At 72.4% G+C, this 26,647-nt stretch carries 16 protein-coding genes; 6 read left to right on the forward strand and 10 right to left on the reverse strand.

All coding sequences use genetic code 11. The features are described from left to right. Window positions 1–64 precede the first annotated feature (64 nt). A complete protein-coding gene (locus ACLJPL_RS02570) occupies window positions 65–2,932 on the forward strand; it encodes an ABC transporter substrate-binding protein (RefSeq protein ID WP_411078984.1) in 2,868 nt (955 codons plus the stop codon). Between the two features lie 15 nt (window positions 2,933–2,947). Here ACLJPL_RS02570 and hemW read toward each other — a convergent pair whose 3' ends face one another. Then, window positions 2,948–4,189 (reverse strand): radical SAM family heme chaperone HemW, encoded by a 1,242-nt coding sequence (gene hemW, locus ACLJPL_RS02575; protein ID WP_411078985.1) that lies wholly within the window; start codon window positions 4,187–4,189, stop codon window positions 2,948–2,950. Between the two features lie 117 nt (window positions 4,190–4,306). Then, window positions 4,307–6,397 carry a SpoIIE family protein phosphatase gene (locus ACLJPL_RS02580; protein ID WP_411078986.1) on the reverse strand — a complete coding sequence of 697 codons (2,091 nt, stop codon included), beginning with the start codon at window positions 6,395–6,397 and terminating at the stop codon, window positions 4,307–4,309. Between the two features lie 283 nt (window positions 6,398–6,680). Here ACLJPL_RS02580 and ACLJPL_RS02585 point away from each other — a divergent pair, with 283 nt between their 5' ends. Continuing rightward, window positions 6,681–6,983, forward strand: a complete 303-nt coding sequence (locus ACLJPL_RS02585) for a hypothetical protein (RefSeq protein ID WP_411078987.1) — start codon at window positions 6,681–6,683, stop codon at window positions 6,981–6,983. A 215-nt stretch (window positions 6,984–7,198) separates the two neighbouring features. On the opposite strand, the gene ACLJPL_RS02590 is transcribed toward ACLJPL_RS02585, so the two are convergent. Together ACLJPL_RS02590 and lepA are read right to left on the reverse strand one after the other, a co-directional pair. Next, the gene (locus tag ACLJPL_RS02590; protein WP_411078988.1) at window positions 7,199–9,088 is read right to left on the reverse strand and encodes an AMP-dependent synthetase/ligase; all 1,890 of its coding nucleotides are present in this window, start codon (window positions 9,086–9,088) and stop codon (window positions 7,199–7,201) included. Between the two features lie 401 nt (window positions 9,089–9,489). After that, a complete protein-coding gene (gene lepA / locus ACLJPL_RS02595) occupies window positions 9,490–11,364 on the reverse strand; it encodes a translation elongation factor 4 (protein ID WP_411078989.1) in 1,875 nt (624 codons plus the stop codon). A gap of 228 nt (window positions 11,365–11,592) precedes the next feature. On the opposite strand from lepA, the gene rpsT reads away from it, so the two are divergent. Continuing rightward, window positions 11,593–11,859, forward strand: a complete 267-nt coding sequence (gene rpsT, locus ACLJPL_RS02600) for a 30S ribosomal protein S20 (protein ID WP_411078990.1) — start codon at window positions 11,593–11,595, stop codon at window positions 11,857–11,859. Window positions 11,860–12,408: 549 nt separating this feature from the next. Here rpsT and holA read toward each other — a convergent pair. Further along, entirely contained in the window at window positions 12,409–13,395 is a 987-nt protein-coding gene (gene holA / locus ACLJPL_RS02605; protein ID WP_411078991.1) for a DNA polymerase III subunit delta, read from the reverse strand. A 214-nt stretch (window positions 13,396–13,609) separates the two neighbouring features. On the opposite strand from holA, the gene ACLJPL_RS02610 reads away from it, so the two are divergent. Further along, the gene (locus ACLJPL_RS02610; protein ID WP_411078992.1) at window positions 13,610–13,855 is read left to right on the forward strand and encodes a hypothetical protein; all 246 of its coding nucleotides are present in this window, start codon (window positions 13,610–13,612) and stop codon (window positions 13,853–13,855) included. A 23-nt stretch (window positions 13,856–13,878) separates the two neighbouring features. Here the strand turns inward: ACLJPL_RS02610 and ACLJPL_RS02615 are convergent, their stop codons facing one another. From ACLJPL_RS02615 to leuS, 5 genes are all read right to left on the reverse strand, one after another. Beyond that, window positions 13,879–16,503, reverse strand: coding sequence for a ComEC/Rec2 family competence protein (locus ACLJPL_RS02615; protein ID WP_411078993.1), 2,625 nt, complete (start codon window positions 16,501–16,503; stop codon window positions 13,879–13,881). Beyond that, a complete protein-coding gene (locus ACLJPL_RS02620; protein ID WP_411078994.1) occupies window positions 16,500–17,477 on the reverse strand; it encodes a helix-hairpin-helix domain-containing protein in 978 nt (325 codons plus the stop codon). The genes ACLJPL_RS02615 and ACLJPL_RS02620 overlap by 4 nt, the downstream gene beginning before the upstream one ends. A 507-nt stretch (window positions 17,478–17,984) precedes the next feature. Further along, a complete protein-coding gene (locus tag ACLJPL_RS02625) occupies window positions 17,985–18,830 on the reverse strand; it encodes a DegV family protein (protein ID WP_411078995.1) in 846 nt (281 codons plus the stop codon). Window positions 18,831–19,068: 238 nt separating this feature from the next. Next, window positions 19,069–19,869: a hypothetical protein gene (locus ACLJPL_RS02630; RefSeq protein WP_411078996.1), complete on the reverse strand. Its 801-nt coding sequence runs from the start codon at window positions 19,867–19,869 to the stop codon at window positions 19,069–19,071. A gap of 137 nt (window positions 19,870–20,006) precedes the next feature. After that, window positions 20,007–22,874 carry a leucine--tRNA ligase gene (gene leuS, locus ACLJPL_RS02635; RefSeq protein WP_411078997.1) on the reverse strand — a complete coding sequence of 956 codons (2,868 nt, stop codon included), beginning with the start codon at window positions 22,872–22,874 and terminating at the stop codon, window positions 20,007–20,009. A gap of 531 nt (window positions 22,875–23,405) precedes the next feature. On the opposite strand from leuS, the gene ACLJPL_RS02640 reads away from it, so the two are divergent. Both ACLJPL_RS02640 and ACLJPL_RS02645 read left to right on the forward strand, forming a co-directional pair. Further along, a complete protein-coding gene (locus tag ACLJPL_RS02640) occupies window positions 23,406–25,037 on the forward strand; it encodes a hypothetical protein (RefSeq protein ID WP_411078998.1) in 1,632 nt (543 codons plus the stop codon). Then, on the forward strand, window positions 25,034–26,611 hold the full coding sequence (locus ACLJPL_RS02645) for an NADH-ubiquinone oxidoreductase-F iron-sulfur binding region domain-containing protein (protein ID WP_411078999.1): 1,578 nt from the start codon (window positions 25,034–25,036) through the stop codon (window positions 26,609–26,611). Before ACLJPL_RS02640 ends, ACLJPL_RS02645 begins: the two co-directional genes overlap by 4 nt. Window positions 26,612–26,647 lie beyond the last annotated feature (36 nt).

Genomic DNA, 26,647 nt, shown 5'->3' on the forward strand with positions numbered 1-26,647 from the left:
CCACGCGCATCATCGGTTAGGGAGAGTGGGGCACGGGCCGGGTTCACGGGGGAAGGGCAACGCGATGGGGCGCGAGAGCTGGCACGAGGACGCGGACAACGAGGCGGCCTCCAACGTCTTCGACCTGATGCGGCAGTTGATCGGCGAGTACCGGAAGAACCGGCCGGTGATGCCCCTGGTGGTGATCAAGGCCGAGGACACCTCGGACGAGTTCGACGTCGACGGGCGGGTCGAGGACATCGTCAGGCTGCTGTACAGAGCCAACGCCGACCCCACGAGACGGGTGCCGGTGCAGTTACTGGCCGGCCACGGGACCGCCCCGTACACGGCGGCGCTCGACATGGTGCGCAAGCTGTCCGCGAAGTCCTGGGGAAGCACCCAGTACAAGCCGTTCGCCTTCCCCCGCTCCCGGCTGCTCGGGGCGATCGAGCAGGCCACCGCCACGGTGCTGGACCAGTCCGGCGAGGACGCCGCCGAGAGCCGTGAGGAAAGGATTCTCGAGCAGCTCAGCCGGCTGCGCTGGCGGGCCGACCGGCCGCGCCGGGGCAACTGGTGGGAGCCGCTGACGGATTCGGTGCGGCCGGAGACCTTCATCGGCGCGTCCTTCATCACCCTGCTCAGCGTGCTGCTCGGTGAGGTCGACTGGCTGCTGATGCTCCTGGTGATGCTCCTCGCGCTGTTCGGACTGGCCGTCGTGGGCCTGATGACCCGGGCCGCGCCGCCGCTGCTGTGGCTGCGCCGGGCCAGCCGCTGGTTCGCGACCACGTCCTCCCTGGCCGCGTCCAGCACGGGCCTTCCCTCGGACGGCTGGTCCTGGCTCTCGCCGAGCGGCTCGTGGGACGTGATCCGGATGCGGGCAGCGGCGGTCGCCGGGCGGGTGGCGGAGGCGGGGGCGGGCGACGAGCAGGCGCGCCGCTTCCATCTGGAGCTGCGGGTGCAGGCGCTGCTGGAGGACCTGCGGGACAACTACCGGCCGCGTGCGCTGGACTGGCGGCGGGCCAAGCGGACGGTCCCGCCGATGGTGTTCCTGCCCCGGGCCACCCAGGACAACGGCGGCATTCTGCTGATCAACGCGATCAACAACGTACGGTCGCGGCGCAGCGAGGTGGATCCGCTGCTGCTGCTCGCGGCGTTGCCGGCCGCCGAGGTCATGCGGCACACCCCGCCGCCGGAGCTGCCGGGGGCGAACGCGCCGTTCCGTTCCTCGGGGGCCCGGGACCTGTACAAGGACTGGGTCGCCGATCTGAGCCTGGGCCAGACCCCGGCGGCGGCCGCGTCCCTGGCGTGGGTGCTCCAACTGCCGCTGACCCCCGCGAAGCTGGACCGTGAGGCGGTGCACCCCCGGCTCTCGACGAACCGGGTGCCGCGGACCTGGGCGCGGTGGGTGATGTCGCGGGAGGGCGCCGTGCTGGTCGTCGTGGGCAGTCTGCTGGGGGCGTTCCTGTGGGCCGGGCACTGGCGCGACACGTACTGCTACGGGCCGCTGACCGACCGCAGCACGGACGCGATCTGGGCCGGGCCCGCCAAGGACCGGGAGTGCGTCGGGGTGGCGACCGTGCCCGAGGTGCGCTTCGCGCGGGGCAACGGCCTGGAGCTGCACGGGGCCGGCAAGGGCATCACGTTCGAGCGGATCGAGCAGGCGATCCGCGAGGAGAACGCGGACATCGAACCGGACGACGCGTATGTGACCGTCGTCTACGCGGGTCCGCTGACCTCGGCGGGCAACGACCGCCGGGCGACCCGCAAGGGCCTGGAGGAGCTGACCGGCGTCTATCTCCATCAGCAGGCGGTGAACAAGACCGTACGGCGGTCGGTACGGCTGCGGGTGCTCACCGCCAACACCGGCCAGGACATGCTGCACCAGCTCACCGCCGTGCAGAAGATCATCGAGGTGGCCCGGCGGGATCCGACGGTGGTGGGGGTGGTCGGCCTCGGCCGCAACACCGACGAGAGCGACGACGCGGCGGCGCTGCTGCGCACGGCCGGGCTGCCGCTGGTGAACACGACGAACTCCAGCAGCGACCTGCCCCGCCTCTACCCCAACTACTTCGGCCTCGCGGCGACCGACGAGGAGCAGACGTACGCGCTGGGGCTGATCGCCGGGCAGATCGCCAGGAAGCTGGAGCGCCCGCACGCCGTCGTGCTGTCGCGCAGGACGGGCAACGGGGACAAGGACCGCTACACCGACGAGCAGCGGGCCGCGGGCCGGAAGATGCTCCGGGGGTCGGGCTTCTCGGTCGGCCGCGACGTGGAGTACGACCTCGCGGGCGGCGCGAGCCTGAACGCCCCGCTCACCACCGTCTGCCAGGCCGAACGGGCCCCGGACGCGCTGTACTTCGCCGGGCGCGTCGAGGACGTACGGACGCTGATGCGGGGCCTGTCGGAGACCACCGGGTGCTCGGACCGGGCGATGACGGTGTTCACGGGGGACGATCTGACGAAGGACACCTTCAGCGACAGCGCCTCCATCGCGACGAACGTCACGCTCTACCACAGCTCGCTCGCCCCGCTGAACCGGGGAAAGAACCTCGGCTTCTACGGGGACGCGCACCGCACCCTGCGGGAGCTGCGGCCCGACGAGAAGGCCGTCCCCCTGGTCGCGGGGCGTCCGGCGTACGAGGACGAGCTGTTCGCCAGCGGGCAGACGGTCATCTCCTACAGCGCGACGGCGGCGCTGTACGACGCCGCCGCCCGCGGTGACGCCCGCCGGAGCGCCGCCGAGACCTGGGCGACGCTGCACACGGTGGACCTGAACAACATGCCGACCGGGACGATCTCGTTCAGCCGGGCGAAGTCCTCGGTCTCCGACAACGTGCACGGCCTCAACATCGTCAAGGTGGTCCGCCCCGGGCCGAGCGCCGAGCGGACCGTCGTCTGCGGCAAGCCCGCCGGGAACGCGCGGCCGCTGACGGCGAAGGACTGCAAGCCGTGAGGCCCGCCGTCCGGATCAGTCGACGAGATCCCGCACCACGGCGTCGGCCAGCAGCCGCCCGCGCAGGGTGAGGACCGCGCGGCCCTCCTCGTACGGCTCCGGCTCCAGCAGCCCGTCCGCCAGGGCCCGGCGGGAGGCGGCGAGGCCGTCCGGTTTCAGGAGGGCGAGCGGGCAGCCCTCGCGGAGCCGGAGCTCCAGCAGGATGCGCTCGACCCGGCGGTCCTCCTGGCTGAGGACCTCGCGGCCCGCGCCGGGCGAGCGGCCCTCGGAGAGCGCCTGGGCGTACGCGCCCGGGTGCTTCACGTTCCACCAGCGGACCCCGCCGACGTGGCTGTGGGCCCCGGGGCCCGCGCCCCACCAGTCGGCCCCGCGCCAGTACAGCTCGTTGTGCAGGCAGCGGCCGGCCTCGGTGGTGGCCCAGTTGGAGACCTCGTACCAGTCGAAGCCCGCGGCGGCGAAGGCCGCGTCCGCGATGAGGTAGCGGTCGGCGTGCGCGTCGTCGTCGGTCATGGGGATCTCGCCGCGCCGGATGCGGCGGGCGAGCTGGGTGCCCTCCTCGACGATCAGGGCGTACGCGGAGACGTGGTCGGGGCCCGCGCCGATCGCCGCGTCCAGGGTGGCCCGCCAGTCGTCGTCGGACTCGCCGGGGGTGCCGTAGATCAGGTCCAGGTTGACGTGGTCGAAGCCCGCCGCCCGCGCCTCGGCGACACACGCCTCGGGGCGGCCGGGGGTGTGCGTGCGGTCCAGGATCTTCAGGACGTGCTGCTTGGCGCTCTGCATGCCGAAGGAGACCCGGTTGAAACCGCCCTCGCGCAGGGCGGAGAGATAGGCCGGGTCGACGGATTCGGGGTTCGCCTCGGTGGTGATCTCCGCGTCGTCCGCGAGCCCGAACTCCTCCCTGATCGACGCCAGCATCGTCACGAGGTCGGCGGCGGGCAGCAGGGTGGGGGTGCCGCCGCCGACGAAGACCGTACGGACGGGGCGCGGGTCGTCGCCGAGGACCTTGCGGGCCTGGCGGACCTCCTCGACGAGGTGGGCGGCGTAGTTGTCGCGAGAGGCGAGAGCGCCGCCGGAGCCGCGCAGCTCGGTGGCGGTGTAGGTGTTGAAGTCGCAGTAGCCGCAGCGGGTGGCGCAGTACGGGACGTGCAGATAGAAGCCGAGCGGGCGGTCGGCTGCGCCTTCCAGGGCGTGGCGGGGCAGCGCCCCGTCGTCGGGCACGGGCTCACCATCGGGCAGTACGGAAGGCATACCGTCCATTGTCGCTCGCCCGTGAGGTGCTTCAATCCGCGTGCCGGTCCGCGTGTCAATCCGCGTGCCGGTCCGCTGCCAGTCCGTGTGTCAACCCGCGTGCCAGTCCGCGTGTCAACCCGCGTGTCAGTCCGCGTGCAGCACCAGCAGCGCCACGTCGTCGTCCGGCGGCTGCTCCGCGAACTCGTGGACGGCCCTCCTGATCCGCTCGGCCGTCGCGTCGGCGGGCAGCCCGGCGCACCCGGCCAGCACCCGGGCCAGCCCGTCGCCGTCGTCGAACATCAGCGGGCCCGACCGCCGCTCGGTCACCCCGTCCGTGACGCAGAGCAGGCTGTCGCCGGGCTCCAGGTCGAACGTCTGGCTCTCGTACGCCACGTCCTCCACGACCCCCAGCAGCACCTGCGGGTCGGCCGCCGGGCATACGGAGCCGTCCGGGCGCAGCAGCAGCGGCAACGGGTGGCCGGCGCTGGCCACCGTGCAGCGGACGCCGCCGCCGGGGAGCGGGACGACCTCCCCGTACAGGAGGGACAGGAACCGGGACTGCGAGCCGTCGTGGAGCTGCTGGCCCCCGGCGGCGGCGACCATCAGGGCGGCGGCCTCGGCGGCCTCCATGGCGTCGTCCAGGAGCAGCCGGTTCAGCCGGTCCAGGACCTCCCCGACGCCGAAGCCCTCGCGGGAGAGCAGCCGCAGCCAGGGGCGGGCGAGACCGGTGACGACGGCGGCTTCGGGGCCGCTGCCCTGGACGTCGCCGAGGACGAAGCACCAGCGGTCGCCCGGACAGGGGAAGATGTCGTAGAAGTCACCGCCGACGACGCCGTCGTCGCTCGGTTCGTATACGAGGGCGCTGGTGACGCCGGGGATGTCCGCGACCTTGCTGGGCAGCAGGCCGCGCTGGAGGATGCGGCTGATGGTGGCCTGCCGGGTGTAGGCGCGGGCGGCTCCGACCGCGAGGCCGAGGCGGCGTACGAAGTCCTCGATGAGCGACGCGACCGCCTCGGGCACCCGGGCGACGCCCTCGCGCCCGACGAGCACGGTCCCGAGCGCCCGTCCGGCCGCCGTGATCCGGAAGGCGAGCGCGGCCCCGTCCCGGCCGCCGGGGTGCTCGTGGGTGCGGCCGCTGAGGTTCCGGGGCTTCTCCGCGTGGGCGCTGAGCCAGGGTACGGAGATGGGTACGGGGCCGGATCCCGCGTCGGCGGGGAGGTGGAGGGGTTCCCTCTCCAGGGCGGTGCGCAGGGGCTCCGTACCGGTCTCGTCGCAGTGCCAGACCCGGGCGAGGCGGGGGGCTGCGGCCGGTCCCGGGCCCTCGCTCTCCAGCCAGATCGCGCACCAGTCGGCGAGGCGGGGCACCAGCAGCTGGCCCGCTATGGCGGCCACCAGGTCCTCGTCGAGCTGCCCGGCGAGGAGGTCGGACGCCTCGGCGAGGAAGGCCGGTGCGCCCCGGCTGTCCCAGACCGCGTCGTCGCGCTCGGTGCGCCGGGCGGCCGGGGCGAGGATCTCGGCGGCGCGCAGCCCGCGGCTGAGGACCTCCTGCTCGGGCTGGGCGGGCGCGGCGGCGCTCCAGTCGTCGACGGGGAGGCGGGCCCAGACGGTCTTGAGGCCGGTGCGGTAGGTGATGCCCCAGGACTCGGCGAGGGTGGCGACGAGCTGGAGGCCCCGGCCGTACTCGGCGGGGTCGGGCAGCTCATCGGCGGGGGCGGCTGCGGATTCGGCGGGGGCTGCCGTGCCTTCGGTGGGGACTGCCGCGCCTCCGGCGGGGCCGGCCGTGCCTCCGCCGGGGCCGGCCGTGCCTCCGGCAGGGGCTGCCGCGGCCGGTTTCCCCGGCCGCTCGGGCTCGTCGCCGCTCACCGGGCGGGCCGGGTGGTGGTCGGTGACCTCCAGGACGAGGGCGGCGGACGGCTCCTCGCCCTCGGCGTCCTCCTCCAGCCTCAGCAGCAGGTCGACGGTGGTGCCCGCGTGCACCACCGCGTTGGTGACCAGCTCGTTGGCCACGGTCACGGCGTCGTCCGCGAGCCGGTCGCTGAAGCCCACGGCCGCGGGGGCCCCGAGCCCGGTCCACTCCGCGAGCGCGGCCCGCACGAACCGGCGGGCGGCGGACGGAGCCAGCGGTATTCCGGGCAGGCTGGTGCGGCTGACCAGAGGCGGGCCGCTCACATACCCGGCACCGGTGGCGGTGCCGGGACGGTGCACGATGTCCCGCTGCAAGGGAATGGGCCCCACGATGCGGCTCCTACGGGTCCGACGACACCGACAGAGTGACAGACGGGCCGCACGCATAAGCACCGAGTTACCGAAGTGAGCAGAAAATCGAGCAGATTCGAACGCCTGTATGCGGAAGGCGGCAGGAACGCATCGGATCCGCGTCTGTCCCGCGTGTCCCGCGCTATGACAAGCGCGAATGCGTCTTCCTCGGCGCCGCCGCCGCGGCTCCCGTCGCGATGCGGCTCGGCACCGCTGCCGTGCTGCCCGTTGCGGTCCGCCACAGCGCTCGTAGGATGCCTGGATGTCGAAGCCGATACGGATGAACCGCCGCACGTGGGCAGCCACGTGGGCAGTGCTGTGCGTGGCAGGACTCGCCGCCACCGCCGGGCTGAAGGCCGCCTCGGCACCGGGCCCGCATCCCGAGAAGCCTGTCAGCGCCGAGTGCCGCGAGCACGTCGCCTACGTCGAGAAGCAGCTGGAGAAGGCCAGGCAGAAGGGCGAGGGCGAGGGCGAGGGCGAGGGCATACTGGCGTACCCGCGACGCGGGGTCGACCCCGTGGACTGCACCGACGAGCTCCGCGACCTCTTCCGCAGCGAGCGGTGAGCCCTTCTCACCGAGCGGTGGGCCCTTCTCACCGACGACTCCGGCGCCCTTGAGCAGCCTCGGCGGCAGGACGGCCTGCCCGGCCGGCCGGGTCGCCGAGTCGGACGTCGGCATTGCGCGCGGATCGCATCCGGAACGCGGGCCGGGAACGCAGCGCGGGCGGGAGGTCCGGATGCTTCGGTATCCGGCCCTCCCGCCCGCGTACGCCTGACGACCTACGCCTCGCGCGACCCGGCGTACATCTCGTCGATCAGCCCCTGGTACTCGCGCTCGACGACCGGCCGCTTCAGCTTGAGGCTCGGGGTCAGCTCGCCGTGCTCCACGTCCAGGTCACGCGGCAGCAGGCGGAACTTCTTGATGGTCTGCCAGCGCTGGAGCCCCTCGTTGAGGCGCTGTACGTACCCGTCGATGAGCTCGACCGTCTGCGGGGCGGCGACCACCTCCGCGTACGACTTGCCCTTGAGGCCGTTCTCGGCGGCCCAGTTCAGGATGGTGGGGCCGTCGAGGGCGATGAGCGCGGTGCAGAAGTTACGGTCCGCGCCGTGCACCAGGATGTTGGAGACGAACGGGCAGACCGCCTTGAACTGGCCCTCGACCTCGGCCGGGGCGACGTACTTGCCGCCCGACGTCTTGATCAGGTCCTTCTTGCGGTCGGTGATGCGCAGATAGCCGTCTGCCGACAGCTCGCCGATGTCACCGGTGTGGAACCAGCCGTCCGACTCCAGGACCTCTTCGGTCTTGTCGGGCAGCTTGTGGTAGCCCTCCATGACACCCGGGCCGCGCATCAGGATCTCGCCGTCGTCCGCGATACGCACCTCGGTGCCGGGGAGCGGCTTGCCGACCGTGCCGGTGCGGTACGCCTCGCCCGGGTTGACGAAGGAGGCGGCGCTCGTCTCGGTGAGGCCGTAGCCCTCCAGGATGTGGACGCCCGCGCCCGCGAAGAAGTAGCCGATGTCGGGGGCGAGGGCGGCGGAGCCGGAGATGCAGGCGCGCAGCCGGCCGCCGAAGGCGTCACGGATCTTGGAGAAGACGAGCGCGTCGGCGACCTTGTGCTTCGCGCCGAGCGCGAAGGGGACGGACGCCTTGCCGGTGCGGCGGAAGTTGTCCTGGGAGACCTTGGCGTACTCGCGGGCGACCCCGGCCGCCCACTGGAAGATCTTGTACTTGGCGCCGCCGCCCGCGCGGGCCTTGGAGGCGACCCCGTTGTAGACCTTCTCGAAGATCCGGGGGACGGCTGCCATGTAGGTCGGCTGGACGACCGGCAGGTTCTCGATGATCTTGTCGATGCGGCCGTCGATCGCGGTGACGTGGCCGACCTCGATCTGGCCCGAGGTGAGGACCTTGCCGAAGACGTGGGCGAGCGGCAGCCAGAGGTACTGCACGTCCTCGGCGGTGATCAGCCCGGTCGCCACGGTGGCCTTGGCCATGTACGACCAGTTGTCGTGCGGCAGCCGTACGCCCTTGGGGCGGCCGGTGGTGCCCGAGGTGTAGATGAGGGTGGCGAGCTGGTCGGCCGTGATGGCGGAGACCCGCTCGGTGACCGCGTCCGGGTTCTTCGCCAGGAGCTCGTCGCCCTGGGCCTCCAGGTCGGCGAGGGTGATGATCCAGCCATCGGGGTCGCCCTCGGCGGGCTCGACGCCGGCCGGGTCGATGACGATGACGTGGGCGAGGTCGGGAAGCTCGGTACGGCGCTCCCGGGCCTTGGCCAGCTGCTCGGCGTCCTCCGCGACAAGGATCCGGCTCTCGGAGTCGGCCAGGATGAACGCGGACTCCTCGGCGTTCGTGGAGGGGTAGACCGTGGTGGTCGCCGCGCCCGCACACATCACGCCGAGGTCGATGAGAATCCACTCCACGCGGGTGGCGGAGGAGAGGGCGACCCGCTCCTCCGGCCGCACGCCGAGCGCGATCAGGCCGGCGGCGATCGCGTAGACCCGCTTCGCGGCCTGTCCCCAGGTCAGCGACTTCCAGTCGTCGGGACCCTCGCCCGAGGCCGACGGGACCGGGTAGCGGTACGCCTCCCTCTCCGGGGTCGCCGCCACGCGGTCGATGAAGAGGGCCGCCACGGAGGGCGGCCGGTTATCGATCAAGGTCTGTGTGTCGCTCACGACGTCCTCCGGGCCTGCGGCATTGCTACGACCGGCTTCTTTGATACTGCGACTGCTCTTGCTGTGCGGTGCTGTCCTGCTGCGCAACCTGCTTGTTCGTCTTGTTTAACTGGCGAGTAACCAACGATGCGTGATCAGAGTAGAGCGCACTCGGCCACCACGTAAGGGGCAACGGGCCGCCGCTTTCATAACGAAAGGGCCCCGCGAAACGCACGAGGCCCCTGAGACGGCAGGGCCCCCTCACCGCACGGTACTGCGGCGAGGGGGCCCTACGGCGATTCCCCGGAAGAAGCGGTACGGGCCGGGGCCTGCTGGGGAAGAAGCAGTACGGGCCAGGGCCTGCCCGAAAGAAGCGGTACGGGCCCGGGGCCTGCCCGAAAGAAGCGGTACAGGCCCGGGGCCTACTTCTTGCCCTTGCTCTCCCCGGCGGACTCGTCGGTCGACAGCACCGAGATGAAGGCGTCCTGCGGAACCTCCACGTTGCCGACCATCTTCATCCGCTTCTTGCCCTCCTTCTGCTTCTCCAGCAGCTTCCGCTTACGGGAGATGTCACCGCCGTAGCACTTGGCGAGGACGTCCTTGCGGATGGCGCGGACCGTCTCACGGGCGATGACCCGGGCGCCGATCGCGGCCTGGATCGGCACCTCGAAGTTCTGCCGCGGGATGAGCTTCTGCAGCTTGGCGACGAGCCGGACGCCGTACGCGTACGCCTTGTCCTTGTGGGTGACCGCTGAGAACGCGTCCACCTTGTCGCCGTGGAGCAGGATGTCGACCTTGACGAGCTGGGCCGACTGTTCGCCGGTGGGCTCGTAGTCGAGGGAGGCGTAACCCCGGGTCTTGGACTTCAGCTGGTCGAAGAAGTCGAAGACGATCTCGGCCAGCGGCAGGGTGTAGCGGATCTCGACGCGGTCCTCGGAGAGGTAGTCCATGCCGAGGAGGCTGCCGCGCCGGTTCTGGCAGAGCTCCATGATCGCGCCGATGAACTCGCTGGGGGCCAGCACCGTGGCGCGGACGACCGGCTCGTGCACCTTGTCGATCTTGCCCTCGGGGAACTCGCTCGGGTTGGTGACGACATGCTCGCTGCCGTCCTCCATCTCGACCCGGTAGACCACGTTGGGCGCGGTCGCGATCAGGTCGAGCCCGAACTCGCGCTCCAGCCGCTCGCGGACCACGTCCAGGTGGAGCAGGCCGAGGAAGCCGACGCGGAAGCCGAAGCCGAGCGCGGCGGAGGTCTCCGGCTCGTAGACCAGGGCGGCGTCGTTGAGCTGGAGCTTGTCGAGCGCCTCGCGCAGGTCCGGGTAGTCCGAGCCGTCCAGCGGGTAGAGCCCGGAGAACACCATCGGCTTGGGGTCCTTGTAGCCGCCCAGCGCCTCGGTCGCCCCCTTGTTCAGGGAGGTGATCGTGTCACCGACCTTGGACTGCCGCACATCCTTCACACCGGTGATGATGTAGCCGACCTCGCCGACGCCGATGCCGTCCGCCGGGGTCATCTCCGGGGAGGACACCCCGATCTCCAGGAGCTCGTGGGTGGCGCCGGTCGACATCATCTTGATGCGCTCGCGCTTGTTGAGCTGCCCGTCGACGACACGGACGTAGGTGACGACGCCCCGGTACGAGTCGTAGACCGAGTCGAAGATCATCGCGCGGGCGGGGGCGTCCGCGACGCCGACCGGCGCCGGCACGTCCCGGACGACCCGGTCGAGCAGCGCCTCGACGCCGACACCCGTCTTGGCGGAGACCTTGAGCACGTCCTCGGGCTGGCAGCCGATGAGGTTGGCGAGCTCCTCGGAGAACTTCTCCGGCTGCGCGGCGGGGAGGTCGATCTTGTTGAGCACCGGGACGATGGTGAGGTCGTTCTCCATCGCGAGATAGAGGTTGGCCAGCGTCTGGGCCTCGATGCCCTGCGCGGCGTCGACCAGCAGGACCGTGCCCTCGCAGGCCGCGAGCGACCGGGAGACCTCGTAGGTGAAGTCCACGTGGCCCGGGGTGTCGATCATGTTGAGGATGTGGGTGGTGCCCGTGTCCTCGCCCGTGTCGGGCGCCCACGGCAGTCGGACCGCCTGGGACTTGATGGTGATGCCGCGCTCGCGCTCGATGTCCATCCGGTCGAGGTACTGAGCACGCATCTGCCGCTGGTCGACCACCCCGGTCAGCTGAAGCATCCGGTCGGCAAGGGTCGACTTGCCGTGGTCGATGTGCGCGATGATGCAGAAATTGCGGATCAGCGCCGGGTCGGTACGGCTCGGCTCGGGCACGTTGGAAGGAGTCGCGGGCACGCAGGGTCCTGATTCTTGAGACGCCGAACGCCGTGTCTCGGGTCGATGTCGGGTCGGTCGGATCGTCGGTCGGATCGATACGTAGGCTCCATCGTCCCACGCCTGCGCGGCAGCGACCGGTTTGGGCCGGTCGGACGGTGGCTGCTACCGTGGACAGCTGTGCCTCGTGGCTCTCACGAGCGGCGCGGCTCACCTGGAAGATCCAACGAACCTGAAAAGGCTCTATTCGTGGCGAACATCAAGTCCCAGATCAAGCGGAACAAGACCAACGAGAAGGCGCGCCTGCGCAACAAGGCCGTCAAGTCGTCGCTCAAGACCGCGATCCGCAAGGCCCGCGAGGCCGTCGTTGCCGGTGACGTCGAGAAGGCCGGCACGGCCGTCCGCGACGCTTCCCGTCAGCTCGACAAGGCTGTCTCGAAGGGTGTCATCCACAAGAACGCCGCCGCCAACAAGAAGTCGGCGCTGGCGTCCAAGGTTGCCTCCCTTAAGGGCTGAGCTTCTTCCCGAAGCTCACTGATGTGACCGCCGGAACGGACCAGACGGGCCCTCTCTCCCGCCCCTGACCGGCACCCCGCGCCGCACACCGAACCTGCGTTCGCCACGCGGGTGCGGCGCACCAGAAGCGTGAACCGGAAGCCCCGGGCGTAGATCTCCCCAGATCTACGCCCGGGGCTTCGGCATGTCCATTTCCGGCGCGTGCACCCCTGGCCTGCCCCGGGGCGCTGCTCCCGGGCAGTCCGTCCGGGGGCACTGCTCCCAGCCCGTCCGTCCGAGGGCACTGCTCCCAGCCAGTCCGGGGGCGCTGCTCCCCAGCCAGTCCGGGGCGCACATCCAGTCGGCCTGCGCACACCCAGCCTGTCCGGGGGCACATCCAGCCGGCCCGCGCACACCCAGCCCGTCCGGCGTTTGAGGACGGAACCGGCACTCGCACGAGGGCCCGCTCGCCACGGTGAGCCCGCAGGGGGCACACCCAGCCCGTCCGGCGCTTGAGGACGGAACCGTCGAGCGGGAGGCCCCGCGCCCGTGGCGAACCCGAGGGAGCGACTACCGCCCCGCCCGCGCGGCCCGCGCAACAGCGACGACGGCCTTCTCCAAGGCGTACTCAGGATCGTCCCCCCCGCCCTTCACCCCCGCATCCGCCGCAGCCACGGCCCGCAGCGCCGAGGCGACGCCGTCCGGCGTCCACCCCCGTATCTGCTGCCGCACCCGGTCGATCTTCCACGGCGGCATCCCCAGCTCCCGCGCCAGATCGGCCGGCCGGCCGCCCCGGGCGGAGGACAGCTTCCCGATCGCCCGCACCCCCTGCGCCAGCGCACTGGTGATCAGCACGGGCGCGACCCCGGTCGACAACGACCACCGCAGCGCCTCCAGCGCCTCCGCCGCCCGCCCCTCGACCGCCCGGTCGGCGACGGTGAACGACGACGCCTCCGCACGCCCCGTGTAGTAGCGCCCGACGACCGCCTCGTCGATCGTGCCCTCGACGTCCGCGATCAGCTGGGACACCGCACTGGCCAGCTCCCGGAGGTCGCTGCCGATGGAGTCGACGAGCGCCTGGCACGCCTCGGGCGTCGCGGACCGCCCGTGCGCCCGGAACTCCGACCGTACGAACGAGAGCCGCTCGGCCGGCTTGGTGGTCTTCGGGCAGGCGACCTCCCGCGCCCCGGCCTTGCGCGCCGCGTCCAGCAGCCCCTTGCCCTTGGCCCCGCCCGCGTGCAGCAGGACGAGCGTGATCTCCTCGACCGGCGCTCCGAGATACGCCTTGACGTCCTTGACCGTGTCGGCCGCGAGGTCCTGCGCGTTGCGCACGATCACGACCTTGCGCTCGGCGAAGAGCGAGGGGCTGGTGAGCTCGGCGAGCGTGCCGGGCTGCAACTGGTCGGGGGCGAGGTCGCGCACATCCGTATCGGCGTCGGCAGCGCGGGCCGCCGCCACCACCTGCTGCACCGCACGGTCCAGGAGAAGGTCCTCCTGGCCCACGGCGAGCGTGAGGGGGGCGAGCGGGTCGTCGGTGGAATTCTTCCTGGTGGCCATCGCGCTCCAGCATCCCACGCCCCACTGACACACCCCATGACACCACCGACCGAGGGGCCGCTACGGGGCGCTGCGCTCCCTGTCGCCGCCGGACGTCCCCACGGGAGCCCCACCGGTCCCGACCGGAACCCCACCACCCCGGGCACGGACGCCCCGTTCTCGGGCTCGGGCGCCCCCGTGCCCGGCACGGACGCCCGTGTCCGAGAATGAGCGGGTGAGCGATGTGAGACATGTACTGGTGCTGCCGGACCGCGACGCGGCGGAGGAGGTGGCCGGTGAGCTGGCCGACCGCTTCGGAGTCGCCGAGGAGCCCCAACTCGTACGGGACGCCCTGGCCGGCGAGGACGACGCCGAGGACGCCCAGTGGCTGGTCGTCGTGGAGGACCCGGCCGGACGCCTGGACCCGGCCGCGCTCGACGGGTTCGCCGCGGAGTACGAAGGATGGCTGGAGCAGCCGTAACGTACGGCACATCGGTCCTCCCCTCATGAACTCCCCACCGCCCGCAGCTCCTTGCCCGCACCGGTCACCGCGATGGCTCCGTGGGTGTCGGTGCGCAGGACCCGCGCCCCGGCGGCCCTGAGCGCGTCGACGGTTCGGGGTGCCGGATGACCGTACGGGTTGTCCGCGCCGGTGGAGATCAGCGCCAGCCTCGGCCGTGCGCTGTGCAGCAGCCCCATGTCCTGGAAAGCGGAACCGTGGTGCGCCACCTTGAGGACGTCCACCCGGGGCAGAACCACGTGGCTGTGCAGCAGCTCGCGCTGGGCCGGCGGTTCGAGGTCGCCGAGGAGCAGCAGCGTGAGACCGCCCGCCGCCCGCACGTGCAGGGTCACGCTGGAGTCGTTCGGCCCCCGCGAAGCCTTCGCCGCCCTGGCTCCCCCGGTCTCCCTGACTCCCCCGGCCTCCCCGGCTCCCCCGGGACCGTCGCGCGGCCAGAGGACCCGCCAGTCGAGCGGACCCGCCCGCCGCCGCTCACCGGGGGCCGCCCGCACCATCGCGACCCGGGCCGCGGCGGCCGTCCGCCGCACGAACGCGGCCTGCTCGGGCGGCTCGTCCAGGCTCGTCGTCTGAATCGCGCCCACGGCCCTGCCCCGCAGCACCCCGGGAAGCCCCCGCACATGGTCGGCGTGAAAGTGGGTGAGGATCACGAGCGGTACGCGGCTGACGCCGAGCTCGCGCAGACAGCGGTCGACCGGGCGGGGGTCGGGCCCGGCGTCGACGACCACGCCCGCACCCTCCCCGGCCGCGAGCACCATCGCATCGCCCTGCCCGACGTCGCACAGCGCGAACGCCCAGTCCGGCGGCGGCCATCCGGTGATCACCCGGGCCAGCGGGGCCGGCCGCAGCACCACCAGGACCAACAGGAGCGCGGCGGCCGAGCAGATCCAGGGATGGCGTGCCAGCCGGGGGGCGAGGAGCACGGCCAGGACCGTGAGGGAGGCGAGGAGTGCCGCCCCGGTCCAGCCTCCCGGCCACGGGGCCTCCGCCCCGGGAAGGTCCGCCCCCGTACGGGCCACCGTGGCGATCCACCCGGCCGGCCAGCCCGCGACCCGGGCCAGCAGCTCGGCCACCGGCAGGGCGACCGGGGCGGTGGCGAGCGCCGCGAACCCCAGCACCGTCGCGGGCGCCACCGCGAACTCCGCCAGCAGATTGCACGGGATCGCCACCAGGCTCACCCGGGAGGCCAGCACCACCACGACGGGCGCGCAGACCGCCTGCGCGGCGGCCGCCGCCGCCAGCACCTCCGCGAGCCGGCCCGGCACCCGCCGCCGTCGCAGTGCCGCGCTCCACCTCGGCGCGAGGGTCAGCAGGGAACCCGTGGCCAGGACGGAGAGCAGGAACCCGTAACTCCGGGCCAGCCAGGGGTCGTACAGCACCAGGAGCACGACAGCCGCCGCCAGAGCGGGGATCAGTGATCTGCGGCGGCCCGTTCCGATGGCGAGGAGGGTGATCAGACCGCAGGCTGCCGCACGCAGGACGCTCGGCTCCGGACGGCAGACGACGATGAACACGAGCGTCAGCGCGCCGCCGATCAGTGCGGTCCCCCGCAGGGAGATGCCCAATCTCGGTGCCAGACCGCGCCGTTCACTGTTCAGCGCCGATCCGGGCGGACCGATGAGAAGGAAGAGGAGAATCGAGAGATTCGCCCCGGAGACAGCCAATAAGTGCGTCAGATCGGTGGCCTTGAAGGCGTCGTGGAGTTCGGGCGGGACCCTGGAGGTGTCTCCGACCACCAGCCCCGGCAGCAGCGCCCGCGCATCCGCGTCCAGACCGTCCGTCGCCTCCCGCAGCCCGGAGCGCAGCTCCCCGGCCGCGCGTTGGATCGACGTCGGGGGCCCGATGATCCGGGGCGGCCCCCCGGCGTCCGCCCGCAGGACGGCGGCCAGGCGTTCACCCTCGTGGGCGGGCGGCGACAGCCGCCCCGCGACGCGGAGCCGGGTGGACGGCAGAAGCCGCTGCCAGGCCGCCCGGTCGCCGCCGGGCAGGACCATGAGGAGCACCGGCGTACGCACCCGGGTGCGGTCGCCACCGGGGTCGGACACCTCGGTGATGTCGGCGTTGAGCAGCAGGGCGGGCGGGGTGCTGTGGCTCCCCCGGACGCCCGGTCGGGTCGGCCGAGGGTCCGATGTCACCCGCACCTCCACGTCGACCCGGGCGTGCTCCCGCGCCAGTGCGGGCACCGGTCCACGCCGTACATCGGCGGCATGCAGCCCCGCCGTGGCGGCACCCGCCGCCGCGCAGAGCAGCACGGTCCCCGCCACGACGGCCCGAGAACGGCCGCGCCCCGCCGAACCGTTCGCAGGTCGCCCCACCCCCGTGGGGGCGACCTGAGAAGGGCCGGGCCCCGCCGGACCGTTCGCGCTTCGCCCCACCCCCGTGGGGGCGACCGCGCGCGGTCCGGCCAGGAGCACGAGCGCCCCAGCGGCGCAGACCCCGGCCGCGATGCCCACCCAGCGCCCCGGCAGCCCCAGGGCGAGCGCCGCTGCCGCCCAGACCGCCAGCGCCGGCGGGACGAGCCGCAGATCCACCGCCTCCTCCCGGCGCGGACCGGCCGTCTCCGGCTCCCCTGCCCCGTCCGCCCCACGGTGGACTGCCACAGGGGCGCTCATGGCTGTACGAGCGGTTGAAGGTCGGCGAACCGGCGGTCTCCGATGCCGTTGACCTGCCGGAGCTCGTCGACGGACCGGAACCCGCCGTGCTGCGCGCGGTGATCGATGATGTGCTGCGCCAGCACGGGCCCGACCCCCGGCAGTGTTTCGAGCTGCTCCTTGGTGGCCGTGCTCAGGCTCAGCGGCGCCACCGGGCCAGCCGCCCCCGGCGTGCCCACCGCCCCGCCGGTCCCACCCGTCGCACCGGGGGCGGCCGGGGCAGGGGGAAGACCCACCACGACCTGCTCGCCGTCCATGAGGACCCGCGCCCGGTTGAGCCCCGTGACGTCGGCGCCGGAACGCACACCGCCCGCCGCCCTGAGCGCGTCCGCCACCCGCGAACCGGCCGGAAGGCGCTGGACGCCCGGCCGGTGCACCTTGCCGCTGACATCCACGACGATCTCCACCACCGCGTCCGGGGCGGGGGAAGGCGGGCCACCGGCCATCGGCCCGGGCACCGGTTCCACGCCACCGAGCCGTAAGGAGTCCCCAACCGACGCAGATGCCGCCGCCCCGTCCTCCACCGCCTCCGGCGCGCGCACCACCTGAGGACGCACGGACCAGAAGTGGAACGCGGCGAGGCCCACGGCCGCGAGCAGCAGCACGGCCAGCGCCGCGAGCGTTCGTGGCGCCAGTCCGCATCGGAGCCGTACCCACAGCGGCACTCGCTCCCGAAGCTCCGACACCACCCGCCACACACCCCGCGCCCGCCCAGGCTCCCGCACCTCCACATCCGCGTCCTGTCGCGCGCTTTCGTCCGGCGGGAGGTACGGAGTCGGGGCGGGGGTCGAGAGCGGAATCGGGGAGGGAGTCGGAGCCGGGGCCGGGGACAGAGTCGGGGTCGGGGACAAAGTCGGGGCCGGGGTCGGCCTTGGGTACAGCTGTGGATTCGGACGCGGGTCAGGGTCCGCAGGAGGGCCGGGTGCACCGGCCATCAGCGCATCCGCCCGACGCCGCGCGGTCGCTGCGGCAAGGGCGGCACGCCCCCGCGCGGACCCCTGCCGGCCGTAGCGGGCACCCGGCCGAGCGCCGGGACGGAGCCCCGCTCGGCCGCTCGGACGGCTTCCGGGACCTGGCCGCACCCGGCTCCCGGCAGTCGGCGCACGTTCGGCAGCGGCCGCCGCGCCCACGGGGACATCGACGGAAGCAGGCGGAATCGGGGGCGGAGGCGATGAAGCCGGAGACGAGAGAGACGCGAGCGCGGGAGACGCGAGCGCGGGAGACGGGGACTGCGCGACGGTGGACGAGTGGTCGGGATGTGACACCCGAGGAGTTCGAAGGGCCATGCCTCACGACGTTAGGCACAACCGCCCGAACCCGCTGAGCAGCCCCGATTCCTGTGGACAACCGGCCAGTTGTGGATAACTCGGCCACCCGTTCGTGCCGTCACCGAGGCGAAATCACCGCGCCGGAATCACTGCGGCAGAATCACTGCGCCAGAGTCATCGGGGCGAGATCACCGCGCCCAGCAGCCCCGGCCCCGTGTGCGCACCGATCACCGCGCCCACCTCGCTGACGTGAAGGTCGACCAGGCCCGGCACCCGCTCGCGCAGCCGCCCGGCCAGGCGCTCCGCGCGATCAGGCGCGGCGAGGTGGTGAACGGCGATGTCCACCGACGCCTCACCGGCCTTCTCGGCGGCGATCTCCTCCAGACGGGCGATGGCCTTGGACGCCGTCCGCACCTTTTCCAGCATCTCGATCCGGCCGCCGTCGAGCTGGAGAATCGGTTTCACGGCGAGCGCGGAGCCCAGCAGCGCCTGCGCCGTGCCGATACGGCCGCCCCGGCGGAGGTAGTCCAGCGTGTCGACATAGAAATAAGCGGACGTTCCGGCGGCCCGCTTCTCCGCCGCCACGACGACCTCGTCCAGGCTGCCGCCGGCGTCCGCGGTCTCCGCCGCCGCGAGAGCGCAGAACCCGAGGGCCATGGCGACCATGCCGGTGTCCACCACGCGTACCGGAATCGGAGCGTCCTTGGCCGCGAGCAGCGCGGCGTCGTACGTGCCCGAGAACTCCGCCGACAGATGCAGCGACACCACCGCATCCGCCCCGCCCTCGGCCGCCGCCCGATACGCCTCGGCGAAGACTTCGGGGCTCGGGCGGGAGGTGGTCACGGAGTGGCGTTTCTGCAAGGCGAGCGCGAGCGAGCGGGCCGAGATCTCCGTGCCCTCCTCCAGGGCCTGACCACCCAGGACGACGGTCAGCGGCACCGCGGTGATGCCGTGCCGTTCCATCGCCTGGCGCGGCAGATAGGCCGTTGAATCGGTGACGACAGCGACATGGCGGGACATGAGCCGGAGGTTACCTGCCGAGGTGGGAGTGCGGGAGTCCGACCCCGACCCTCTGATCATTCGTGGTCACTTCGGAACGCACCTTGTCACCGGCGAACACCGAGACACTCCGACACCGAAACGCCGAGACCTCAAGAACACCGAGACTTCAACACTTCACGGACCTCAGGCACCTCACTGACCTCAGGCACCTCACGCACCTCACGCACCGCTATATGCCTCGCCACAAGCGACGCCGTCAGTTGGTCGTCTCCGGCTTGGCGGACTTCTGCCACAGATAGCGCGTCTGGAGGCGCGGGTCCGGGCCCGTGATCGCCTGCGGGGACTCCTCGCCGGCCGGCCCGCCCCAGGACTCGTCGGCCGTGCTGCTGCTTCCGGCTCCGGCGGCCGGCTCGGGCCAGTCCGCCCCCGCGCCGCGTGCCCGCCCCGGCCCGGCACCCGGGCCCGGAGGGGTCCCCGCGTCCGCAGTCCGCGACGACGAATGCTCCCCCACCGTCCAGTGCCGCAGAGCACCCGCCTCGATGTCGATCTGTGCGTTCAGCGCGTCCAGGTCGTCGTCGGCGAACTGCTGGGCCCGGTCCCGTGCCGCCCAGCGCAGCGAGTCCGCCGAGTGCGTGATCCGCTGGGTGCGCTCCTTCAGCTTCGGCAGCAGGCCGGCGACCGTCGCCCGGTCCGGCTCGCGCTCCAGCCGCTTCAGCTCGTCGTCCAGCTCAAGGCCGTGGGCGCTCAGCCGGCGGAAGAGGGCCACCGACTCCGCCAGCGAGGCGTCCTCCGCCACGCCGGCGTGCAGGGCGTCCTGGGTGGCGCGCATCGACGTGCGCAGGGTGAGCCGGAGCTGCGCGAGCTCGCCCGCGACGCCCGGCTGACCGAAGCTCTTGGCCCGGAGCGTGGTGTCCTCCACGGTGCGGCGGGCCTGGGTGATCGTGCGGTCCACACCGCGCTTGGCCGCGCCGACGGCCTTGACGGTCGCATAGACGCCCAGGGCGACGAACGCGACGAAGAGCAGCGCCACCACCGCAATCACGGCTCCGACTTCCATGAACGCCCCTCGGATGTCTCGATGCGGCTGCCGGTACCGGTCGCCCCCTCCACCGTAAACGGAACAGGCAGGCCGAGGGTTCCTTCGGAACCCCCAACCTGCCCGTAGGGGATGGCCCTAACCACGTACGGAGGTGGTCACGCGGGGACGATGTTCACCAGTTTCGGCGCGCGGACGATCACCTTGCGGATCCCCGCTCCGCCCAGCGCCGCGACGACCGCCTCGTCCGCCAGGGCCAGTGCCTCCAGCTCCTCGTCCGTGATGGAGGGCGAGATCTCCAGGCGGGCCCGGACCTTGCCCTTGATCTGGACGACGCAGGTGACGGTCTCGTCCACGATGTACGCCGGGTCGGCCACCGGGAAGTCCTGGTGGACGACCGACTCGGTGCGGCCCAGCCGGCGCCACAGCTCCTCCGCGATGTGCGGGGCCAGCGGGGCGATCAGCAGGACCAGCCGCTCGGCCACGGACCGCGACAGCGGGCCGCCCGCCTTCGTCAGGTGGTTGTTCAGCTCGGTGATCTTGGCGATGGCGGTGTTGAACCGCATCCCCTCCAGGTCCCGGCCGACCCCGTCGATCGCCTTGTGCAGGGCTCTCAGGGTGTCCTCACCGGGCTCCGTGTCGACGACCGTGACCTCGCCGGTCTCCTCGTCGACCACGTTGCGCCACAGCCGCTGCAGCAGCCGGTACTGCCCGACCACGGCACGCGTGTCCCACGGGCGCGACACGTCCAGCGGGCCCATCGCCATCTCGTACAGGCGCAGGGTGTCCGCACCGAACTCGGCGCAGATCTTGTCCGGCGTGATCGCGTTCTTCAGGGACTTGCCCATCTTGCCCAGGACGCGGCTGACCTTCTCGCCCTCGTAGTAGTAGGCGCCGTCGCGCTCCTCCACCTCGGCGGCGGGGACGGCGATGCTCCGGCTGTCGTAGTAGACGAATGCCTGGATCATGCCCTGGTTGTACAGCTTGTGGAACGGCTCGGCGGACGAGATGTGGCCCAGGTCGTGCAGCACCTTCGTCCAGAAACGGGCGTACAGCAGGTGCAGCACGGCGTGCTCCGCGCCGCCGACGTACAGGTCGACGCCGCCGGTGGGCTGCCCCTCGCGCGGGCCCATCCAGTACTGCTCGATCGCCGGGTCGACCAGCTGCCGTTCGTTGTTCGGGTCCAGGTAGCGCAGCTCGTACCAGCAGGAACCGGCCCAGTTGGGCATGGTGTTGGTCTCGCGGCGGTATTCCTTCGGTCCGTCGCCCAGGTCCAGCGTGACGTTCACCCAGTCCGCGTTGCGCGACAGCGGGGTCTCGGGCTGGGCGGTCGCGTCCTCCGGGTCGAAGGTGCGCGGCGAGTAGTCCTCGACCTCCGGCAGCTCCAGGGGCAGCATCGACTCGGGCAGCGGGTGGGCGATGCCCTCCTCGTCGTACACGATCGGGAAGGGCTCGCCCCAGTAGCGCTGGCGGCTGAACAGCCAGTCGCGCAGCCGGAAGTTGACGGTGCCCTCACCGACGCCGTGCTCCCGCAGCCACTCGGTGATCCTGGCCTTGGCCTCGACGACGCCCAGACCGTCCAGCGAGATCTCGTCGTTCGCGGAGTTGACCAGCTTCGCGTCGTACGAACCGAAGGCGTCGTCCCACGTGGAGGGGTCGGTGCCGCGGTCGTCGGACGGCTGGACGACACAGCGCATCGGCAGCTCGAAGGCGCGCGCGAAGGCGAAGTCGCGCGCGTCGTGCGCCGGTACGGCCATGATCGCGCCGGTGCCGTAGCCCATCAGTACGTAGTCCGCGATGAAGACCGGGACCTTCTCGCCGCTGACGGGGTTGGTCGCGTACGCGCCGGTGAAGACACCGGTCTTGTCCTTGGCCTCGGCCTGCCGCTCGACGTCGGACTTGGCCGCCGCCTGCTTGCGGTACGCGGTGACGGCCTCGGCCGGGCTCGCGTGCCCGCCGGTCCACACCGGGTGGGTGCCCTCGGGCCAGGCGGCCGGGATGATCCGCTCGACCATGTCGTGCTCGGGGGCCAGCACCATGTAGGTGGCGCCGAACAGGGTGTCCTGACGGGTGGTGAAGACGGTGATGCCACCGGCGGTGTCGACCGGGAACTCGACACGCGCGCCTTCGGAGCGCCCGATCCAGTTGCGCTGCTGCAGCTTGATGGCCTCGGGCCAGTCCAGTGCGTCCAGGTCGTTCAGCAGCCGGTCGGCGTAGGCGGTGATGCGCATGTTCCACTGGCGCAGCTTGGCCTTGAAGACGGGGAAGTTGCCGCGCTCGGAGCGGCCGTCCGCGGTAACCTCCTCGTTGGCCAGTACGGTGCCCAGCCCCGGCGACCAGTTGACGGGCGCGTCGGAGGCGTACGCCAGGCGGTACTGGCCCAGCAGGTCGGCGCGCTCGGCGGCGCTCAGCGCGCTCCACTCACGACCGTCCGGGGTCGCCCGCGTGCCGGTCTCGAACTGCTCGACCAGCTCGGCGATCGGGCGGGCCCGGCCGGCCTCGGTGTCGTACCAGGAGTTGAAGATCTGCAGGAAGATCCACTGCGTCCACTTGTAGTACTCGGCCTCGATCGTCGCGAAGGAGCGGCGGTTGTCGTGGCCCAGACCCAGCCGGCGCAGCTGGACCTTCATGTTCTCCATGTTGGCCTCGGTGGAGGCCCGGGGGTGCGTGCCCGTCTGGACCGCGTACTGCTCGGCGGGCAGGCCGAAGGCGTCGAAGCCCAGCGTGTGCAGCACGTTGTGGCCGGTCATCCGCTGGTGGCGGGCGTAGACGTCGGTGGCGATGTAGCCCAGCGGGTGCCCGACGTGCAGCCCCGCACCCGAGGGGTACGGGAACATGTCCATGACGAACTTCTTCGGCTTGGCGGCCAGCTCCGGGTCGCCCGCCAGGTCACCGGTGGGGTTCGGCGCCTCGTACGTCCCCTCGGCGTCCCAGAAGTCCTGCCAGCGTGCCTCGATGTCGGCGGCCATCGCCGCCGTGTAGCGGTGCGGCGCGGCCGTCTCGGCTGCGGAATTCGTCTCGCTCATGATCCTCAAAGCTCCATCGATCGTCATCTGCCGGGAAACGAAAAATCCCCTCGCACAGGAGGGGACGCCGCGCTGACTCCGACCAGGCGTTCTCACCGGTCGGGACGGTTCAGCGCGGCTCGCTAAGCAGAAGGCGTACGGCACGCATGGCGTCAGGGTACCGCACGGGCCTGGAGGCGAGCGGGGAGCAACCGGTGGGCGGACATCGCGCGCGGGAGCCGCTGTCCACCCGCTCGTCCGTCGCCCTCAGTAGTCGACGCGTGATGCTCCTGTGGGCACACGGTGTGCGTTCGACGGGGTTGCGGTGGGCCTTCCGTGGAGTCCTGGGGCGGTTCCCCGGAGGCGGGGAACTCCCGGGAAGCGGAGGTTACTCGGCGTACCGACTTCTATCGGGGCAACCGAGCAAAGCTCGTACCGTCCGGTATGGGGCGTCCTAGCATGCGGCAACGGGACCGCTTTGCCGAACTATTCGGAGTCGCCCCCATGAACCCTCATCGCAAGATCCGCGTATCCCCCACCATGAGCCCCGGAATGAGTCGGCCTGTACAGGGCGGCCTGACTGTCGCCGCCCTGGTATTCGTCCCCCTGCTCGCCGTCGCGGGGAGCGACGGCTTGCGCGCCACCCTCGATTTCACCACCGGCGTCCTGTCGCTGGTGTCGCTCAGCGCAGCCGTCGCCTGGGGGCTGCTGGCCACCGACCGGCTGTTCCTCTCCGCCCGGCAACGGCTCCTGTGCCAGGGCATCCACCGGGCCACGGCCGTGGCCGCACTCGGCTTCCTGCTGCTGCACGGAACCGTCAAGGTCGCCCTCGGGCATGTCACCCTGCTCGGCGCCCTCATACCCTTCGGCCTCGGCGTGACGGGCGCGGCGGGGCTGATCGGCTTCGGCTCGCTGGCCGGACTGCTGATGGTGGTCACCGCAGCGACCGGCGCACTGCGCAGCGCCTTCGCCCAGCCGTCCCCCGCGGCCAGCCGGCTCGGGCAGTCGCTGGGAGCGCCCCGGGACACGGGCGGGATCGCGGGGCGGTGGCGCGCCCTGCACGCCCTGGCGTATCCGGCCTGGTGCTTCGCGCTGATCCACGGCCTGTACGCGGGCCGCGCGCCCGCCACCTGGGTCGTCGTGATGTACGGCCTGTGCCTCGCCGCCGTCGCCGGAGCCCTGTGCCTGCGGTCGCTGCCCCGCCCGACGAAACGCCGGATCACCGACCGGATCGCCACGCTGCTGAGCCCCGAGGCGGACGGGACCGTGCCGGATCCGGTGCTGCGCGGGTCCTCGCCGCCGGGCGCGCAGGGCGGTCCGGGCCCGGACGGCGAACCGGGCGCGCCCTATGGGCCGGGCGTGGACCGCGAACCGCACCCGGGCGACCCCACCGGGTGGAGCGAACCGGGCCGGGAGGTCCGGGGCACTCCGGTACGCCCCCGCACCCTGTCGGCCCCGGCACATCGGCGGACCCCCCAGCCGATGCCGCCGCCCATGCCGCCACCGTCGACGCCCCCGCCCATGACGTCCCCGTCCGTGCCGCTGCCCGGCTCGCTGCACTCGCTGCACGAGGCTCCCACCGAGCTGCTGTACGGGGTCGGGGCCGCCCAGCAGCCGCCCGGCGCGGGGCCGACCCCGTACGAGCCGCCTCCGCGCAGTTCCGACCGGCTCGCGGACGGCCCTGCGGCCGGTCCGGGGATATCGGCCGGCTACCGCGCCGTCTCCCGGGCCGGTGAGGCCCCGCTCCCGCCGGGCGCCAGGTGGCCCGCTCCGTCCCCCGCGCCGCCCGTGCAGGCCCGGCACCGGGCCGGCGGCGCCGAGCACACCTACGCGCCCCCGCAGGAACCACCGCTGTACACGTCACCGCTCCACACGACGCCTTCTTATGCCGCTCCGGCCCACGGCACAGCCGACGCGACGCCTTCTCACGGCACTCCGGCCCACGGCACAGCCGATGCGGCACCTTCTTATGGCAACGCACCGACGCACAGCACACCCTCCCCTTCGCCCGCCCACGAGTCAGCCGCATACGAGTCACCCGCTTACCGGTCAGCCGCATACCAGTCACCGACTTACGAGTCAGCCGCTCACGAGCCCCACGAATCAGCCGCCCCCGGCTCCGGCCCGTTCTCCGCGCCCCCGGCCGGCGAACCCTGGCACGCACCCGCAGGAGACCGCCCGTGAACGTTCCCCTCCCCGATGTTCCCGAGGTCCGCGTCGTCGGCCTGCCGCATCTGACCACCGGCTTCGACCTGGTGGAGCGGCTCGACCTCGCCATGCATCTGAAGGTGCACGGGCCCCTCGAACCGATGACCGGTGAGCGGCTGGCCGAACTGGCCGAAGCGATCTCCCTGCGCGGGCGGGGCGGGGCGGGGTTCCCCTTCGGCAAGAAACTGCGGGCGGTGGCCAAGGCGTCGATCCGGCGCGGGGTGCGGCCCGTCGTCGTGATCAACGGGAGCGAGGGCGAGCCCGCCTGCCGCAAGGACACCGTCCTGCTCAACCGCGCCCCGCACCTGATCCTGGACGGCGCCCTGCTCGCCGCGGAGGCCCTCGGCGCGCGCACGCTGGTCGTCGCCGTCACCCGTAACTCCACCGAGGTCTCCGTACGCGCGGCCCTCGCCGAGCGCGGCCTCTCCGACCGGCGCGGCCAGCAGTTGCGCGCCCGGGTGATCCGCACCCCGGAGCGCATGGTGTCGGGCGAGGCGTCCTCGGTGATCCGGGCGGCGAGCGGCGGGCCCGCCCTGCCTCCGGGCCGGCGCGAGCGAGCGGCGGAGAGCGGGGTCGGCGGCGCGCCGACGCTGCTGTCCAACGCGGAGACGTACGCCCAGCTCGCCGTCGCCGCCCGGACCGGCCCCCGCAGGTACGGGCACACGGGGCTGCCGAACGAACCGGGCACCGTCCTGCTCACCGTCTCCGGCGCCGTGGCCCGGCCCATGGTCATCGAGGTGCCGACCGGCGTCCCGCTGCGGTACGTCCTCCAGCTGGCCGGCGCCCCGCCGCTGCCCCAAGGGGTGCTGACGGGTGGCTACCACGGCAACTGGATCGACGCGGTCGCCTCCCACAACGCGGTCGTCTCCCGGGAGTCGCTGGCCACCGTGGGCGGTGCTCTGGGCGCGGGCGCGATCCTGCCGATCGGGCCGGACACCTGCGCGCTCGGCGAGTCCCTGCGGATCGCGAACTGGCTGGCCGCCGAGACCGCCGGCCAGTGCGGGCCCTGCAAGCTGGGGCTGCCGGCGGCCGCGGGCGGGCTCTCCGACGTGCTGAACGGGGGCGGTCCCGCCGCGCTGGAGGCGCTGCGCGAGGTGACCCAGGCCGTGAAGGGCCGGGGCGCGTGCAAGCACCCGGACGGTTCGGCGCGGTTCCTGATGTCGACCTTGTCGGCGTTCACGGACGATCTCGCCGCCCATGTCCTGGACGGCGGGTGCGGCCGGGAGACGCTCGGCGTGCTGCCGCTGCCCGGATCCGGCTACCAGGATCTGGAGGAGTCGATTCCGAGCGGCGAGAAGCTGGCGGTGGACTGGACGCTGTGCCAGGGCCACGGCCTCTGCGCGGACATCGCCCCCGAGCTCATCAGGCTGGGCCCGGACGGCTACCCGGCGCTGGCGGACGCCTCCGTTCCGATGCATCTGCGCGGGCGCGCCCAACGGGCCGTACGGCGCTGCCCGGCGCTCGCGCTCCGGATCGAGCAGCCGCCCGCCGAGCAGCGTCCCGCGCTGCCCGCGGTCAACCGGCGGGCCCTGGGCAGCGGACGCGGCTGAGCGAGCCGGGAACCGGGCAACGAAAAAGGGACATGA

The sequence above is a fragment of the Streptomyces sp. cmx-18-6 genome, from assembly GCF_046548915.1.
In the GTDB taxonomy this organism is placed as follows: domain Bacteria; phylum Actinomycetota; class Actinomycetes; order Streptomycetales; family Streptomycetaceae; genus Streptomyces.